Source organism: Bacillus sp. NEAU-Y102 (assembly GCF_054788175.1).
This window is the reverse complement of sequence record NZ_JBTWFK010000010.1, coordinates 1-15,290: the sequence shown is the minus strand read 5'-3', so window position 1 is coordinate 15,290 and position 15,290 is coordinate 1. Positions and strand designations below refer to the sequence as shown.

10 protein-coding genes, 16 tRNA genes, 2 rRNA genes and 1 pseudogene are annotated in these 15,290 nt (G+C 35.6%); 1 reads left to right on the top strand and 28 read right to left on the bottom strand.

Annotated features, from left to right (window positions below; genetic code table 11):
- Positions 1-76: 76 nt before the first annotated feature.
- The 11 genes from yhbH to ACYFX0_RS22825 all read right to left on the bottom strand — a co-directional run bounded on the left by yhbH (position 77) and on the right by ACYFX0_RS22825 (position 12,724).
- Positions 77-1,252 (bottom strand): sporulation protein YhbH, encoded by a 1,176-nt coding sequence (gene yhbH / locus ACYFX0_RS22875; protein ID WP_000503516.1) that lies wholly within the window; start codon positions 1,250-1,252, stop codon positions 77-79.
- A 451-nt stretch (positions 1,253-1,703) separates the two neighbouring features.
- Positions 1,704-3,599, bottom strand: coding sequence for a PrkA family serine protein kinase (locus ACYFX0_RS22870; RefSeq protein ID WP_000353273.1), 1,896 nt, complete (start codon positions 3,597-3,599; stop codon positions 1,704-1,706).
- Positions 3,600-3,991: 392 nt separating this feature from the next.
- Positions 3,992-6,061 carry a sensor domain-containing protein gene (locus ACYFX0_RS22865; protein ID WP_106081995.1) on the bottom strand — a complete coding sequence of 690 codons (2,070 nt, stop codon included), beginning with the start codon at positions 6,059-6,061 and terminating at the stop codon, positions 3,992-3,994.
- A gap of 127 nt (positions 6,062-6,188) precedes the next feature.
- The gene (trmL, locus tag ACYFX0_RS22860; RefSeq protein ID WP_000538147.1) at positions 6,189-6,677 is read right to left on the bottom strand and encodes a tRNA (uridine(34)/cytosine(34)/5-carboxymethylaminomethyluridine(34)-2'-O)-methyltransferase TrmL; all 489 of its coding nucleotides are present in this window, start codon (positions 6,675-6,677) and stop codon (positions 6,189-6,191) included.
- Positions 6,678-6,735: 58 nt separating this feature from the next.
- Positions 6,736-7,623 (bottom strand): amidase domain-containing protein, encoded by an 888-nt coding sequence (locus ACYFX0_RS22855; RefSeq protein WP_000279323.1) that lies wholly within the window; start codon positions 7,621-7,623, stop codon positions 6,736-6,738.
- Between the two features lie 44 nt (positions 7,624-7,667).
- Entirely contained in the window at positions 7,668-8,810 is a 1,143-nt protein-coding gene (gene queG / locus ACYFX0_RS22850; RefSeq protein WP_000345208.1) for a tRNA epoxyqueuosine(34) reductase QueG, read from the bottom strand.
- Positions 8,811-9,012: 202 nt separating this feature from the next.
- Positions 9,013-9,086: transfer RNA gene (locus ACYFX0_RS22845), tRNA-Gly, on the bottom strand.
- 115 nt (positions 9,087-9,201) lie between these two features.
- Positions 9,202-9,852 (bottom strand): DsbA family protein, encoded by a 651-nt coding sequence (locus ACYFX0_RS22840; RefSeq protein ID WP_000841308.1) that lies wholly within the window; start codon positions 9,850-9,852, stop codon positions 9,202-9,204.
- 187 nt (positions 9,853-10,039) lie between these two features.
- Positions 10,040-10,816 (bottom strand): transglycosylase domain-containing protein, encoded by a 777-nt coding sequence (locus ACYFX0_RS22835; protein ID WP_460271961.1) that lies wholly within the window; start codon positions 10,814-10,816, stop codon positions 10,040-10,042.
- Between the two features lie 580 nt (positions 10,817-11,396).
- Positions 11,397-11,858, bottom strand: coding sequence for an NUDIX hydrolase (locus ACYFX0_RS22830; protein WP_000400451.1), 462 nt, complete (start codon positions 11,856-11,858; stop codon positions 11,397-11,399).
- Positions 11,859-12,004: 146 nt separating this feature from the next.
- The gene (locus ACYFX0_RS22825; protein WP_106081994.1) at positions 12,005-12,724 is read right to left on the bottom strand and encodes a YebC/PmpR family DNA-binding transcriptional regulator; all 720 of its coding nucleotides are present in this window, start codon (positions 12,722-12,724) and stop codon (positions 12,005-12,007) included.
- A 352-nt stretch (positions 12,725-13,076) separates the two neighbouring features.
- Here ACYFX0_RS22825 and ACYFX0_RS22820 point away from each other — a divergent pair.
- A pseudogene (locus tag ACYFX0_RS22820) lies at positions 13,077-13,397 on the top strand (DUF3884 family protein).
- A gap of 184 nt (positions 13,398-13,581) precedes the next feature.
- Here the strand turns inward: ACYFX0_RS22820 and ACYFX0_RS22815 are convergent.
- From ACYFX0_RS22815 to ACYFX0_RS22735, 17 genes are all read right to left on the bottom strand, one after another.
- A tRNA-Leu gene (locus tag ACYFX0_RS22815) sits at positions 13,582-13,663 on the bottom strand.
- Between the two features lie 10 nt (positions 13,664-13,673).
- Positions 13,674-13,744 (bottom strand) — tRNA-Cys (locus ACYFX0_RS22810).
- A 14-nt stretch (positions 13,745-13,758) separates the two neighbouring features.
- Positions 13,759-13,833 (bottom strand) — tRNA-Gly (locus ACYFX0_RS22805).
- Positions 13,834-13,838: 5 nt separating this feature from the next.
- Positions 13,839-13,913 (bottom strand) — tRNA-Gln (locus ACYFX0_RS22800).
- A gap of 62 nt (positions 13,914-13,975) precedes the next feature.
- A tRNA-His gene (locus ACYFX0_RS22795) sits at positions 13,976-14,051 on the bottom strand.
- Between the two features lie 19 nt (positions 14,052-14,070).
- Positions 14,071-14,144, bottom strand: a tRNA-Trp gene (locus ACYFX0_RS22790).
- Positions 14,145-14,151: 7 nt separating this feature from the next.
- Positions 14,152-14,235: transfer RNA gene (locus ACYFX0_RS22785), tRNA-Tyr, on the bottom strand.
- A 10-nt stretch (positions 14,236-14,245) separates the two neighbouring features.
- Positions 14,246-14,321, bottom strand: a tRNA-Thr gene (locus tag ACYFX0_RS22780).
- A gap of 18 nt (positions 14,322-14,339) precedes the next feature.
- A tRNA-Phe gene (locus ACYFX0_RS22775) sits at positions 14,340-14,415 on the bottom strand.
- 9 nt (positions 14,416-14,424) lie between these two features.
- A tRNA-Asp gene (locus ACYFX0_RS22770) sits at positions 14,425-14,500 on the bottom strand.
- A gap of 3 nt (positions 14,501-14,503) precedes the next feature.
- Positions 14,504-14,580: transfer RNA gene (locus ACYFX0_RS22765), tRNA-Met, on the bottom strand.
- 26 nt (positions 14,581-14,606) lie between these two features.
- Positions 14,607-14,682: transfer RNA gene (locus tag ACYFX0_RS22760), tRNA-Val, on the bottom strand.
- A gap of 4 nt (positions 14,683-14,686) precedes the next feature.
- Positions 14,687-14,761 (bottom strand) — tRNA-Glu (locus ACYFX0_RS22755).
- A gap of 17 nt (positions 14,762-14,778) precedes the next feature.
- Positions 14,779-14,870, bottom strand: a tRNA-Ser gene (locus tag ACYFX0_RS22750).
- A 2-nt stretch (positions 14,871-14,872) separates the two neighbouring features.
- Positions 14,873-14,947: transfer RNA gene (locus tag ACYFX0_RS22745), tRNA-Asn, on the bottom strand.
- Between the two features lie 8 nt (positions 14,948-14,955).
- A 5S ribosomal RNA gene (gene rrf, locus ACYFX0_RS22740) occupies positions 14,956-15,071 on the bottom strand.
- A 100-nt stretch (positions 15,072-15,171) separates the two neighbouring features.
- A 23S ribosomal RNA gene (locus tag ACYFX0_RS22735) occupies positions 15,172-15,290 on the bottom strand; the annotation flags it as partial.

Here is a 15,290-nt window from a genome sequence, read left to right as displayed (position 1 = left end):
AATGATAATGATTTTCATTATCATTGTCAACTAGAAAAATAAAAAGTTTACAAAAAAAGAACCTCTTTAAAAGAGGTTATGCCATTTTCTCACCTGATTCTTCTCTAAAAAAGCTTTTCATCGCATGAAATACGTCTGCTTTTTGCTTTAAAATATAGTATCTAAAGTTTTCATCTTTAATATTTTTATAGGCTGACATGAGTGTACTATGGCGGTTATACTGATTCACTTCCCCATATCCAAACATATTACATTTCTTCATTAATTCTTCCACAAGCTTTACACACCTAGCATTATCTGATGTTAAATTATCACCATCTGAAAAATGGAATGGATAAATATTATAGCGGTCTGGTGAATATTTATTATCAATCAGTTCTAATGCCTTTTTATATACGGAAGAACATATTGTTCCGCCACTTTCTCCTTTTGAGAAAAATTCTTCTTCTGTGACGACTTTCGCTTCTGTATGGTGAGCAATAAATTCAATATCAACTGTTTCATACTTTGTGCGTAAAAATCTTGTCATCCAGAAAAAGAAGCTACGTGCCATATACTTCTCCCACATTCCCATCGATCCACTCGTATCCATCATCGCTAACACAACAGCCTTTGAATCTGGCTTTAATACTTCATTCCAAGTGCGGAACTTTAAGTCTTCTTGATGAATTGGATGGAAAGATGCTTTACCACGCATCGCATTTCGTTTATATGCAGATATCATTGTTCGTTTCTTATCGATATTTCCCCATAATCCTGTTTTTCTAATGTCATTAAATTCAACATGTTCAATCCGATTTTCATCTATTTCTTTTCTCTTTAAATTAGGCAGCTCTAACTCTCTGAAAAACGCCTGCTCTAATTCTAAAATAGAGACTTCAGCTTCATAGTAATCTTCCCCAGCTGCATCTCCTGCTCCTTGCCCTTTTCCTGGCCCTTTTTGTTTTTGACCACCTGATCCATCTCTCGCAACGACATCACCAACTTTACTGTCACCGTTTCCTTGCCCAACATGTTTATTTTTATCATAATTGTATCTAATCTTATATTCATCTAGAGAACGAATTGGTATTTTTACAACATCTTTGCCATTAGACATAACTATACTTTCTTCTGTTACAAGATCGGGTAAATTATTCTTAATTGCCTCTTGTACTTTTTCTTGATGGCGTTGTTGGTCGTCATATCCTTTGCGATGGAGGGACCAGTTTTCCTGTGAAATCGTATAATTTGGTTGATTTTCTTCGCCCATTCCTTTCCCTCCTTACTGTAATTGTCTTCCTTTATGAACAGCAATCTATAAATTTTGTTCTGTACTGTGCAAGCTAGAATATTTGAAAGGTAACTGCCCACAGAAAATCATCCCATAAACATTTATAACGTTTTTCATACAATACCCGAGCATCCTAAACAAAATTTTGCCACTCACATAATAGAAAGAAATATTCAGCCACTGATAAGAAAGAAACACAATGCATTGTTGCACACATTTTTACTTTGCAACATATTGTATTGTGTTGGCTTTTTTCGTATGAATGGTTGGTTACTCTATCATATGCATATTGTAAAAATAATTGACAATAAATTCATGAAATTGCATCTTAATTTATTACATTTGGACAAGGTATGACACTTTATACACATATGAACGGATAATAAAACGCTGTCCCGCAAAATACAAGAGACAGCGTTTTGTTATCAAACTATCGGTTTAACAAGCTACCTACATAGCGTAATAATTCATTTGCTGAAGAAGAATTATAGCCATGCTCATCAATTAAACGCGCAACAACATCATTGATTTTCTTAAGCTGATTTTCGTCTGGCGTTTTCGTTGATGTTGTAATTTTCACTATATCTTTTAAATCAGCAAATAGTTTTTTCTGAATCGCTTCACGAAGACGTTCATGTGAATTATAATCAAAGCGTTTTCCTTTACGGGCATAAGCAGAAATGCGAATTAAAATCTCTTCACGGAACGCTTTCTTAGCATTTTCTGAAATCCCAATTTGCTCTTCAATTGAGCGCATTAATTTTTCATCTGGACTCATTTCTTCTCCTGTTAACGGATCACGTAATTTCGATTTATTGCAGTACGCCTCGACGTTATCTAAATAATTATCCATAAGTGTCTTAGCCGATTCTTCATATGAATAAACAAACGCCTTTTGTACTTCTTTCTTTGCGATTTCATCGTATTCTTTTCTCGCTAATGAGATGAAATTCATATAACGTTCACGGTCTTCATTACTAATCGATGGATGCTGATCCAGCCCATCTTTTAAAGATCTAAGTACATCTAACGCGTTAATAGATGGTACCTCTTTTCGAATGATTGTAGACGAAATTCGGTTAATGACATAACGAGGATCAATACCCTTCATACCTTCATCTTGATATTCTCGTTGTAGCTCCTCTACATCAATCGCATTATAACCTTCTACCGTTTCTCCATCATACAAACGCATCTTTTTAATTAAATCAATATCCGGACGCTTCGGATCTTTTAAACGAGTTAAAATAGTGAACATTGCTGCAACGCGAAGTGTGTGTGGTGCAATGTGAACATTCGACACATCACTTTCACGAATCATTTTTTCATAAATATGTTCTTCTTCACTTACTCGTAAATTATAAGGAACTGGCATTACAATAATTCTTGAGTGCAATGCTTCATTTTTCTTATTTGCTATAAATGAGCGATACTCTGTTTCATTCGTATGCGCTACAATTAATTCATCTGCTGAAATAAGCGCAAATCTTCCCGCTTTGAAATTCCCTTCTTGCGTAAGCGATAATAAGTGCCATAAAAACTTCTCATCACATTTTAACATCTCTTGGAACTCCATCATTCCTCGGTTCGCCTTATTTAATTCTCCATCAAATCGATACGCACGCGGGTCTGATTCTGAACCATATTCTGCAATCGTAGAAAAGTCCAGACTACCTGTTAAATCTGCAATATCCTGTGATTTTGGATCAGACGGGCTAAATGTACCAATCCCTGTACGGCGATCTTCAGAGAAGAAAATACGCTCTACAACTACATCCTCAATTCTTGATCCGTATTCTTGCTCTAAACGCATGACATTTAGTGGTGATAAATTTCCTTCAATTCTAACCCCATACTCATCAAAGAAATCATCTCGTAAATGATGTGGAATTAAATGCAGTGGATCCTCATGCATTGGGCATCCTTTAATTGCAAAAATTGCTCCACGATCTGTTCGTGAATATGTTTCTAATCCTCGTTTCAACATCGTAACTAACGTTGATTTCCCTCCACTAACAGGACCCATTAATAATAAAATTCTTTTTCTAACATCTAATCGTTTTGCGGATGGATGAAAATATTCCTCTACAAGACGTTCTAGAGCATCCTCTAATCCAAAGAGCTGATTACTAAAGAAGTTATACTTTCTTCTACCATCAACTTCTTCAATTCCAGCATCTTTTATCATATTGTAAATGCGAGAGTGTGCTGTTTGAGCCACCCATGGTCTTTCTTTCACAAGCTCCAAATACTCCGCAAACGTACCTTCCCATTGTAACCGTTCTTCTGCTGCTCGATGCTGTTCAATCTTTTTTAGAATATCCATTATAGCTCCTCCCCCATCTCCTTGTTCAATCGGATTATTATAAAAGGTATGCTAGGATGTCCTTAAACATTCTTTAAATCAAAACGAAATATATAATAGCACGCTAAAATTCTCTCCAAAATTCAAAGAAAATTCTGTATAATATAGGTATTAACGTTTTCACACTGCTATTCATTATAAATAAATTCTTTTCTTCTAAGAACCTTACATACATTTTGGGTAATAAATAGAACTCGTGAACCGAAAAAAGTAAGGAGGATATTAGTATGAAATTATTATTAATTTTAGGTGTATCACTCACATTTCTTACAGCTATTTTTACATCTGGTTACAATGACAAACCAGGTACACATAAAAAATGATGTGCTTTTAGCACATCATTTTTTTATACATTATTTATAATACATATTTTCCATATCATATTTGGATAATGGTCGACTATAATAATAACCTTGTACAAGCTTCACATTCTTTTCTTTCAAAAACTGTATTTGCTCCTTTTTTTCTACTCCCTCTGCAATTACATTCAGTTCTAAAGTATGAGCTAAATGAATAATTGCAGCTGTAATATTCGTATCACGTTCATCTATATGTATACCTTCCATAAAAGAACGATCAATTTTTAAAGTATCAATTGGATATGTTTTCAAGTAACTTAAAGATGAATAGCCTGTTCCAAAATCATCTAAATGAATCTTTAAATTTTGTTCTTTTAATTGTAGTAACACTCTCTTCGATATATCTTTATGTATAAGAGCTCCTTCTGTAACCTCTATCGCTAATAAATGAGCTGGTACATTGTACTTATTTAAAGCCCGTGTAATCATCTCTATTAATGTAATAGAGCGAAAGTGTCTAGCTGAAATATTAACTGCAATTGGGACCACTTCATATCCTTTATTTAACCATTCGCGCAGTTGCTGACACACTTGATTTACTACCCATTCATCGAGCTTAATAATAAATCCTGTTCTTTCTGCCAACGGAATAAATTGATTTGGAGAAACAAATCCTAATTCCTTATTCTCCCACCTTATTAAAGCTTCCATACTAGCTATTTTTTTCGTTTCAATATTAATTTGTGGCTGATAATATAAGAAAAACTCATTTTTTTCTATAGCACGATGTAACTGGTTTTCTATTATAAACCTTTGTTCACGCTCACAGTCTAATCCACTACAATAAAAATGATAATGTCCTTTTCCTTTTTCTTTTGCTTTTTCTAAAGCAGCATCGACCCTCTGAAATAGTATTTTTTCATCTTCTCCATCTGCTGGAGCCATTACAATTCCAATTGACGCACTTAAATATACATCTTCTTCCTCGATTACAAAATATTCACTAATATTTTTCAGTATGCCTTTTGCAATTTCCTCTACACATTCTTTCGTTATATTTTCTATTAACATAACAAATTGATCATCGTGTTCTCTAAATAAGTGCATACCTTCTATTTTTAGATTGCTTAAACATTCTGTAACTTTTTGTAATACTTTATCTCCCTCTTTATGACCAAATGTATCATTAATACGATGAAACTCATCTAAATCTATAAATACAAGCGCAAAATTTATACTCTCTTTTAAAAAAGTATTTAACTTATTTGTACATGAAATTCTATTCATTAATCCCGTTAACTGGTCATAGTAGGCTAAATATTCTGTTCGCATTTCGTTTAATACTTGCCTTGTAACATCTCTCGTAACAATATAAACTCCAACAATTTCACCGTTCACAATAATCGGGATAGTTCTCAAAGAAATATATAGCTCGTACCCTTCTTTATGAACATATTTCTTTGAAACAATTTGTTTTGCTCTTCCCTGCAGAGCTCCTTTAAATAGAATTTGAAAGTCTTTTTCATATTCTTTATTAATGAATTCAAAAATAAATTTATTATTTAACTCTTCATACCGGTATCCAAATATTTCATACGTTGCCGGGTTTGCATATGTAACTCTCCCTATAGAATCTATAGATATAATTGAGTCATTATTATATTCTAGTAACGACTTAAATAACATTTGTTTTTCCTCTATCTCTGTCTTCTCCTCAATTTGAGCTGTAATATCTCTTGTAATACAAATAACAAATTGACATATTCCTTCTTCATCGCAGACAGGATTAAGTGAAGATTCATAATGTATCTCACCTTTTTGTAATTTGACTACATCACAAAATGTGTGTGCTTTCGCTTCTCTCACTACTTTTTCATATTGCCTTTGCAATATCCCCGCTATATCTTTTGGTAATACTTCTGCAAAAGTTTTTCCATAGCACTCTTCGCTTAACCTAGCATAATCCATTCCTATTCTATTCACATACATATATTTAAACGTTTCATCATCAATAACTTTCAAAATAAATACTAAATCTTGAATAGCATGTAATAATCCTTGTCTAATTAAATCCATATCTATCATACTTAAAAAGGTATTTTGATTACTATATTCTTCCTTCATATTTATCTCAACCCGTCTTATCTATTTTTAATCATATATCCCATTCTATATGATTATGTCCTCTCTTTTAAATGTATGATTACATATTATTTTTATTTTATAAAAAAAAGTCGCCATATGGCGACTTTTAATAAACGATTTCTAAATCTAATCCAGGGTAATTTTGTTGACGGAACGCTTCATAAATTAAAATTGCTGCTGTATTAGATAAATTTAATGAACGTACTTTATCTGTCATTGGAATACGTAAACAATGATCAAAGTTTTCTTCGATTACATTAGCTGGTAAGCCGTTTGTTTCTCTTCCAAATACAAAATAGTAATCCTTCTCGCGCTTGCTATAGTCAAACGCTGTATGAGCTTTTTCGCCATACTTCGTTAAATAGAAGAATTCACCATCTTTATTTTTTTCATAAAATTCTTCAATTGAATCATAATACGTAATTTTCACGTGCTGCCAATAATCTAATCCGGCACGCTTTAACATTTTATCATCCGTTGAAAATCCAAGCGGTCTAATCAAATGTAATTCTGTTCCAGTTGCTGCACAAGTACGAGCAATATTCCCTGTATTTGCTGGAATTTCTGGCTGATATAAAACAACATGTACTCCCACGCGATATTCACCTCTGTTTTTTGTCTACTACGTATTATACCACTTGAGCGAAAAATCTCTACCCATTAATAATATGAAAGAATTTATATTTCATTTGTGGTGTATATTTACTAGAGTCTTCATAGTTCCAATAACGTCGACGGCTATTCGCTGAATGTGCATTTACAAGCGGCATACCATCTGCATCTTTTGCTACTACAATCGTCGTATGATTCCATCTTCCGTCATCCTCGAAATCATAAGCAATAACATCTCCAAGAATAAGTTCTTCTGGCCTCTCTACCGCCTCTGCTCGAAGTCCTGTTGTAGCACCTGACAAATACCAATAAAAAGAATGTGCAACAGCCCAGCTCCAACTCCACTGATTCTCCCTTTGCCACCATCCTTTACGAATATTAGGATATCCGTTCATAGGTACTTCTCCAGTATGAAGACATTGAGAAATAAAATTCGTACAATTATCAGGGAAATTACGATACATAGGATTTCGGTCATCCCACCAACGCTCTGCATATTTCACTGCCTCTAAACGATTATACTGATAAGAACCGTACTTCTCTTTCGTAATTTCCCTTTCTAATGTCTCACCCATTCTAATTTCTTCTGACACTTCAATATCATAATCGCCTATAATCCGACTATTATTTAAACAAACTCTTCGTTTTAATTGTTCCTCTTCAATATAAAATAATTCTTTATGCTTAATTAAATATTTAAAATGTATTTGATAATCAATTTCTTGATGGTCATTACTATTTAATTGTCTAATGAAAGAAACATCCGCAGTTGCTTTCACTATATGTGCACTACGCCTTTGAAACAATTGTTTCTTTCTCTGTGCCATTTGTAGTAAATCCTCAGCAATACCATCCACGTCTGTTCGTTTCTCTGTGATATATGCTAAAAACTGTTGTACTTGCTTTTCAATATTCATTTTTACAGCCATTTCGTTTCCCTCCCATATTACAATATGAAAAAGGGAAATATTATCTACTCTTTTTTCTGTGCTAACAATTCAAGCCCGCGCTTCATTTCATGAAGTACTTCTTCATCTTTCTCACGTTCCATCGCTTTCTCAATCGCTTCGCCTACTCCATCTCCCCCAATTTTCCCAAGTGCCCATGCTGCCGTTCCGCGCAATACCGGTCTTGGGTCATCTTTCATAACACCAATTAAATCAGGAATTGCCGATGCTTCTTTAAAATGTGCTAATGCTAAAATCGCATTTCTTTGCAGTGGCTTTTTCCCTCTCCATGACCCTGACATAATCCCATATTTCTCTTTAAAATCACGATTACTAATTGTTAAAAGTGGCGTTAATAATGGTTTAACTAGCTCAGGGTCCGGCTCCATCTCAGGATGATTATGAAAATCCATTCCTTTGTTTTTCGGGCAAACAGTCTGACACGTATCACATCCATATATACGATTTCCTATTTTATCGCGATATTCTTCAGGTAGGAATCCTTTCGTCTGTGTTAAAAACGCAATACACTTCTTCGAATCTAACTGTCCCCCCTGTATTAAAGCACCTGTAGGACAAATATCGATACATTTCGTACAGCCCCCGCATTGATCTTCTATCGGCTTATCTGGCGGGAATGGAACATTTGTAATCATTTCCCCTAAGTATACGTACGAACCGAATTCAGGTGTAATAATAGCACAGTTTTTCCCACTCCAGCCAATGCCTGCACGCTCTGATACAGCTCGATCACTTAATTCACCTGTATCAACCATGGACTTCACTTCTATATCCGGAAGTTTTTCAATTAAATATGCTTCTAATTTTTGCAAACGATCTCGTAAAACAAGATGATAATCTTGTCCCCAAGAAGCACGGCAAAAAATTCCACGGCGTTCTCCACGCTTACTTAATGGTGCATTTTTTAATTTTGAAGGATATGCTAAAGCAATCGCAATAATTGATTTAGCACCCGGTAATAAAAGTTGCGGATTCGTTCTCTTCTCTATATCAGGCTCTTCAAATCCAGATTGATAATTTAATTGTTGTTGCTGGATTAAGCGCTGCTTTAATTCCTCAAAAGGAGAAGCACTCGCAAAGCCTATTTTATCTATGCCAATTGTTTTACTATACGCAATTACATCTTGCTTTAATTGTTCAAAATCCACTCTTAATCGCCTCCTCAGATGAATCCATCATCCCTTATGTAACGACTTTATTGGTTAGTAATTCACTTTTGGAATACTATTATTTACTTCTATTTTCGCATGTAATTATATTTTTCAAACATTAAAAAACGCAATGCCTCGTTTATCTCGGAAACGAAACACTGCGTTGATCACAATTTATAGAAAAACATTTAATAAAATTTGGAGCGGGTGAAGAGAATCGAACTCTCGACCAGAGCTTGGAAGGCTCTTGTTTTACCACTAAACTACACCCGCAAATATGAATTACATATAAGATATTAGAATAACTTATGTAAAGTAGTATAGCATGTTAAAAAAATAGAGGCAAGAATTTTATCGAAAAAAGTCGAAAAAGTGATGAGAGACCTCATCACTTTTTCAATTCTTTATCAATGGCCTTCTTCATACTATCGAAATCAGGGTTTGCAAGATTTCCGTTTACATATACTGAAGGAGCACCTTGAACTTTTAATTTTTGAGCACGATCTGAATCTTTACGTACTTTTTCTGTAATTTCTTTACTGTGTAAATCTTTCTTAAATTGCTCTACATCAACTTTTGGAAGTTTCTCTTTCACAATGCTAAGAAGCAAATCTTCTGTAATCCATTCTTCCGTATCTTTCTTTTGATTTTGATAAATCTCATCATAGAAAATCCAGAATGAATCTTTATCTTGTTTATAAATTGCTTCACCAGCTGCTGCACCTAAATCCGAGTCTTTTCCGATAAATGGGAAGTTAATAAAATATAACTGCACTTTGCCTTTATCAATATACTCTTCTTTTAATCGAGGTAATACTGTTACATCCCAAGTACGACAAGCAGGACATTTGAAGTCTCCAAATTCAACTACCTTAACTGGAGCATCATCTTTCCCTAAAGATTGTTGTGTGGAATAAGCAAACATCTCATTCCCTTTATCTTTTTTGTCATTTATGATGCTATACGCAATTGTTCCAATTACAATCAATACTGCGATAGAAAAAACTATACCAAGAGCCATGAGTTTATTTGATTTCATATACATTCCTCTTTAAATTCATATTCTGTATACAGCATTGTACACAATACACATAATATCAACACTTATATACGTCACGCAATGAACACGCTCACATAAATTACAAAAACACAATAATTGTGACGATATTGTGTCACAATTTGTCACAATTTATTCAAAAAAAGAAGCTCCTCTGTAGGAACTTCTCTTAACTTACTGCTTTTTTACGCGCGCTATTTAACATCGACTGCTCTATTTTTATATCATGACGAATTACCAATTTCTCACTAACTGCTTGAACATACTCATCATGGCTTATATAGCCTTCTTTCTCCATTAGTCTCAAAACGACATTTCGTCTCTCTACTGCTTTATCATAATTTTGGGCAGGTGAGTAATAAGCAGGTGCTTTTACTACAGCAGCCATCATTGCACTTTCAGCCAACGTTAATTGGTTCACCTTTTTACCGAAGTAAAGGTTTGCTGCTTTTTCAATTCCCCATGCTCCTTCTCCATAATAAATGTTACTTACATATAATTTTAAAATTTCATCCTTCGTAAATGTACGTTCAATTTTTTTCGTATAAAAAATCTCTTTCCACTTACGAGAAAATGTACGTTCATTCGTTAAAAAAGCATTTTTAGATAGCTGCTGTGTAATCGTGCTTCCTCCTTGTACGACACCACCAGCCTTTATATTCTCAACAGAGGCCCTAATAATTGCTATATAATCTAAACCGTTATGATGATAAAATCTTTTATCTTCTGTCGCAATAAATGCATGTGTTAATGATTCTGGTACCTCTAACTTAGCCCGCACATGTAATTTACTAATATCACTTTGCTCAATCATTACATTTCCAATGAATAATAACGTACAACTTAACAATAATAATAATATAATGGCTTTATAAAAAAGTTTAGTCATTGGATTTAATGCAACTTTTTGATGATAGTTCACCCTAGATAATACTCGTTCTTTCATCTTGAACACCTCTTTTCCACACAGCATATAACTCTTACTTTAAGAATACATTGTTGTAAAAAAATATCCCATCGATTTCTCTTACACGTACCTTACATCATTGTAAGGTATAAAGTGAAACTTTAATAAGCCCTCATCAATCAGGCTTACTGCCCAGCAAATAGTCGGATAAAAAAGTATTGTATCACAGTCTTTTTTTATCTACTATTCATCTGAAATATTGAATATAGGTATGTTAAAGTACGAATAACCAATAAGAGAGTAACCCTTAAGACTATTATATTTTCACTTTACACTTTAATTATATCATCTACAAATATATGTACTTTTAACTATCTAGTAATCTAAATGTATATAACATATAAAGTGAAACTTTAATCAGTGGAGGTTTTGTTCATCCCCACTGATTATTAGCCCTCACCAATTGAGCTGCGCGGCAAATAGCGGGATAAATCCATTATACAGAACAAACGTTCTACAAATCAATACTAGCGCTATTATTATTTTGACCTTTTTCTTAAACAGTATACAAAAAAAAGAGTAGTGATTTGAATGTATCTCAAATCGGTCACTCTTTTCTTTACAATCTTCCTATTAAACTATACGGCTGTACTTCCCACGTTTCGTACGGAATATAATGTGTTGCTCTCATCGCATCAAGCGTTCTGGATTTCATATGAGGACGCGTTATATACTCATCTATATTCTCTTCATTTAAAGCAACAAATTTAGCCTCTTGTATTTCTTCAGGTTGAATTTTTATTTCACCGCTCACATATGCCACTTTAAAAACAACAGCTAAAATATGCATAGAAGCATTATAGTAAACACCTGTAACTCCAACCGGCTTCACAGTTAAACCGGTTTCCTCAAACATTTCCCTACAAACTGCTTGATCGAGCGCTTCTCCTTCTTCCACCTGTCCTCCTGGCAACTCCCACGTATCCGATCGCCAATGTACTTTAGCTAATAACACTTCATCTTTTTCATTTGTTAAATAACCTGCTACAGCAACGATATGCTTTGGTGTTTTATGTTCCATATTAAACCTCCTAGAAATAATGATTATTTCATATATCCCTATAAGCATATTCCCTGTCTACAACAAAATACCTTTACTAATTCATCAACTTAATTAACTTCATAAAAAAAGCCTCTATCCGTTAAACGGACAGGGCTTCTATCGTATTATTCTCCTAAGTCTACGTTGTGGTAAACTTGTTGCACATCTTCTAAATCTTCTAATGCATCAACCATTTTCTCAAATTGTACTTGAGCATCTTCGGGAAGTGTAACATCACTTTGTGCAAGCATTGTTAATTCTGCAACTGTAAATTCTTCAACACCAGCACCTTTAAGTGCAGATTGTACTGAATGGAATTGATCAGGTTCAGCATACACGATAACAGAATCTTCTTCTTCTAGAATGTCACGTGCATCAACATCTGCTTCCATTAAAATTTCAAGAACTTCATCTGATGTTTTACCTTCAAGGCCGATAACAGCTGTCGCATCAAACATGTAAGCTACAGAACCGTTTACACCCATGTTACCATTGTTTTTGCTAAATGCAGCTCGTACATCTGCTGCAGTACGGTTTACGTTATTTGTAAGTGTATCTACAATAACCATAGCTCCATTTGGTCCAAATCCTTCATAACGAAGCTCGTCATAATTTTCCTCTGAACCGCCTTTTGCCTTTTCAACTGCACGATCAATAATTGTTCTTGGTACATTGTATGTTTTCGCACGTTCTAATACGACTCTAAGCGCTTGGTTTGATTCTGGATCTGGCTCTCCTTGTTTTGCCGCCACATAAATTTCACGTCCAAATTTCGCGTATATACGGCTTGTATTTGCATCTTTCGATGCTTTTTTGTCTTTAATATTGTTCCATTTACGGCCCATACTTTCCACTCTCTTTCTCGTTTTAAATCTACATAAAAATATTAATATGAAATATAATGTGTGTTCAACACATTTTTAAAAGAAATATAAAAAGTTCATTTTTGATTCATATTACAGACATAATATAAATCACTATCATTTTGTTCTTTCGACAAGTTATATTATACATGAATTCCTAAGTTTATTACGAATTTTAGCATCACATAATATAATTTAACAAAAAAGACTCTAACATTTCTGTTAGAGTCTTTTTATATTGCCGATACCGATTTCCATAATATTCCCATAATTACTTTCTATTGCTGTACAATAAAAATAGGGAAAAATTTGAAGAAAAGGTGGAGGGAGAATTATGACACATTCAAATGAGAAAAAATCACATGCTTTTAAAGGAATAGGAGAGAAGTTAAACCCAACTATCTATCAAGTAAGATTCATGAAATTAGATGAACCAATCCAATTTGAGGCGTTTCCTGAATTGAAGGAATTAGGGGACTAGTTGAGTACTTCAACGCACATGTGGTCGTGCCACTCAACTATGTACAAATACAACAGAGAAAAGTTTGAAAAGAAGTTTTTAGAAATTACGAAATTAACAGCTGATCATGTACTAATATCTACTGGTGGTGTCGGATTTAACTTCATGTCACCGGGGTGGAGAAATTCTCTCTAGAGTGCTCGAAGGGAATATTATAGAATACCGCAATTAAAAGGATAAAATTGAATGTTTGTTTTTATCCTTTTAATGTTTCGCAGTTTACTCACCGTACACTTTTTGTGCTTATTTTGTCATGTAATGAAAAGAAAACAAAAAAACTCTATACTAATTGTATAGAGTTTTTTTACGACGTTCATGATACCGATGGTCGGGGTCGAACCGACACTCCCGAAGGAACACGATTTTGAGTCGTGCGCGTCTGCCAATTCCGCCACATCGGCACAAAAGAAAAGGCGGCAACCGGATTTGAACCGGTGATAAAGGTTTTGCAGACCTCTGCCTTACCACTTGGCTATGCCGCCATATTAAATTTCATTGGAGCGGAAGACGGGATTCGAACCCGCGACCCCAACCTTGGCAAGGTTGTATTCTACCACTGAACTACTTCCGCAAAAATGGCTGGGCTAGCTGGATTCGAACCAGCGCATGACGGAGTCAAAGTCCGTTGCCTTACCGCTTGGCTATAGCCCATCGAATTCTTACTTAATTATATGTAAGTATCAATTAATTATTTGTAATTTTAAAAATAAAAATGGGGCGACTGATGGGAATCGAACCCACGAATGCCGGAGCCACAATCCGGTGCGTTAACCACTTCGCCACAACCGCCATGTTGTGTAAATATATTTGGCAGGGGCAGTAGGAATCGAACCCACACTGGAGGTTTTGGAGACCTCAGTTCTACCTTTAAACTATGCCCCTATGTAAATGGTGGAGGGGGGCAGATTCGAACTGCCGAACCCGAAGGAGCGGATTTACAGTCCGCCGCGTTTAGCCACTTCGCTACCCCTCCGAAACTTACATGGTGCCGGCTAGAGGACTTGAACCCCCAACCTACTGATTACAAGTCAGTTGCTCTACCAATTGAGCTAAGCCGGCGTATTTTATTAAAATAAATGGTGGCTCGGGACGGAATCGAACCGCCGACACGAGGATTTTCAGTCCTCTGCTCTACCGACTGAGCTACCGAGCCTTATTAAAATGGCGGTCCCGACCGGGGTCGAACCGGCGATCTCCTGCGTGACAGGCAGGCATGTTAACCACTACACCACGGGACCATTTGGTTGCGGGGACAGGATTTGAACCTGCGACCTTCGGGTTATGAGCCCGACGAGCTACCGTGCTGCTCCACCCCGCGATAATACTATTTATATAAAATTCATATGGTGGAGGATGACGGGATCGAACCGCCGACCCCCTGCTTGTAAGGCAGGTGCTCTCCCAGCTGAGCTAATCCTCCAAAGTGGTGACCCGTACGGGATTCGAACCCGTGTTACCGCCGTGAAAGGGCGGTGTCTTAACCACTTGACCAACGGGCCAAATATTATAAATCCTATGGCGGAGAGCAAGGGATTCGAACCCTTGATACGCTTGTGACGTATACACGATTTCCAATCGTGCTCCTTCGGCCAACTCGGACAGCTCTCCAATGGCTCCGCAGGTAGGAATCGAACCTACGACCGATCGGTTAACAGCCGATAGCTCTACCGCTGAGCTACTGCGGAATAATATTGCCTGGCAACGTCCTACTCTCACAGGGACAAGGTCCCAACTACCATCGGCGCTAGAGAGCTTAACTTCCGTGTTCGGTATGGGAACGGGTGTGACCTCTCTGCCATCATTACCAGACATTATTCTTTTGAGACAATCATTATTATAACTTATTCACTTTAAAAGTCAACAAATTTTTTATGTTCTCTCAAAACTAGATAACATTGCTACATATTATATGGTTAAGTCCTCGATCTATTAGTATTCGTCAGCTCCACATGTCACCATGCTTCCACCTCGAACCTATCAACCTGATCATCTTTCAGGGATCTTACTAGCTTACGCTATGGGAAATCT

Bases quoted from the DNA above. Each gene is read 5' to 3' on its own strand.
- yhbH (WP_000503516.1), bottom strand. From the start codon at position 1,252: ATGGGCGAAGAAAATCAACCAAATTATACGATTTCACAGGAAAACTGG.
- ACYFX0_RS22870 (WP_000353273.1), bottom strand. From the start codon at position 3,599: ATGGATATTCTAAAAAAGATTGAACAGCATCGAGCAGCAGAAGAACGG.
- ACYFX0_RS22865 (WP_106081995.1), bottom strand. From the start codon at position 6,061: ATGAAGGAAGAATATAGTAATCAAAATACCTTTTTAAGTATGATAGAT.
- ACYFX0_RS22855 (WP_000279323.1), bottom strand. From the start codon at position 7,623: ATGGCTGTAAAAATGAATATTGAAAAGCAAGTACAACAGTTTTTAGCA.
- ACYFX0_RS22840 (WP_000841308.1), bottom strand. From the start codon at position 9,852: ATGAAATCAAATAAACTCATGGCTCTTGGTATAGTTTTTTCTATCGCA.
- ACYFX0_RS22835 (WP_460271961.1), bottom strand. From the start codon at position 10,816: ATGAAAGAACGAGTATTATCTAGGGTGAACTATCATCAAAAAGTTGCA.
- ACYFX0_RS22830 (WP_000400451.1), bottom strand. From the start codon at position 11,858: ATGGAACATAAAACACCAAAGCATATCGTTGCTGTAGCAGGTTATTTA.
- ACYFX0_RS22825 (WP_106081994.1), bottom strand. From the start codon at position 12,724: ATGGGCCGTAAATGGAACAATATTAAAGACAAAAAAGCATCGAAAGAT.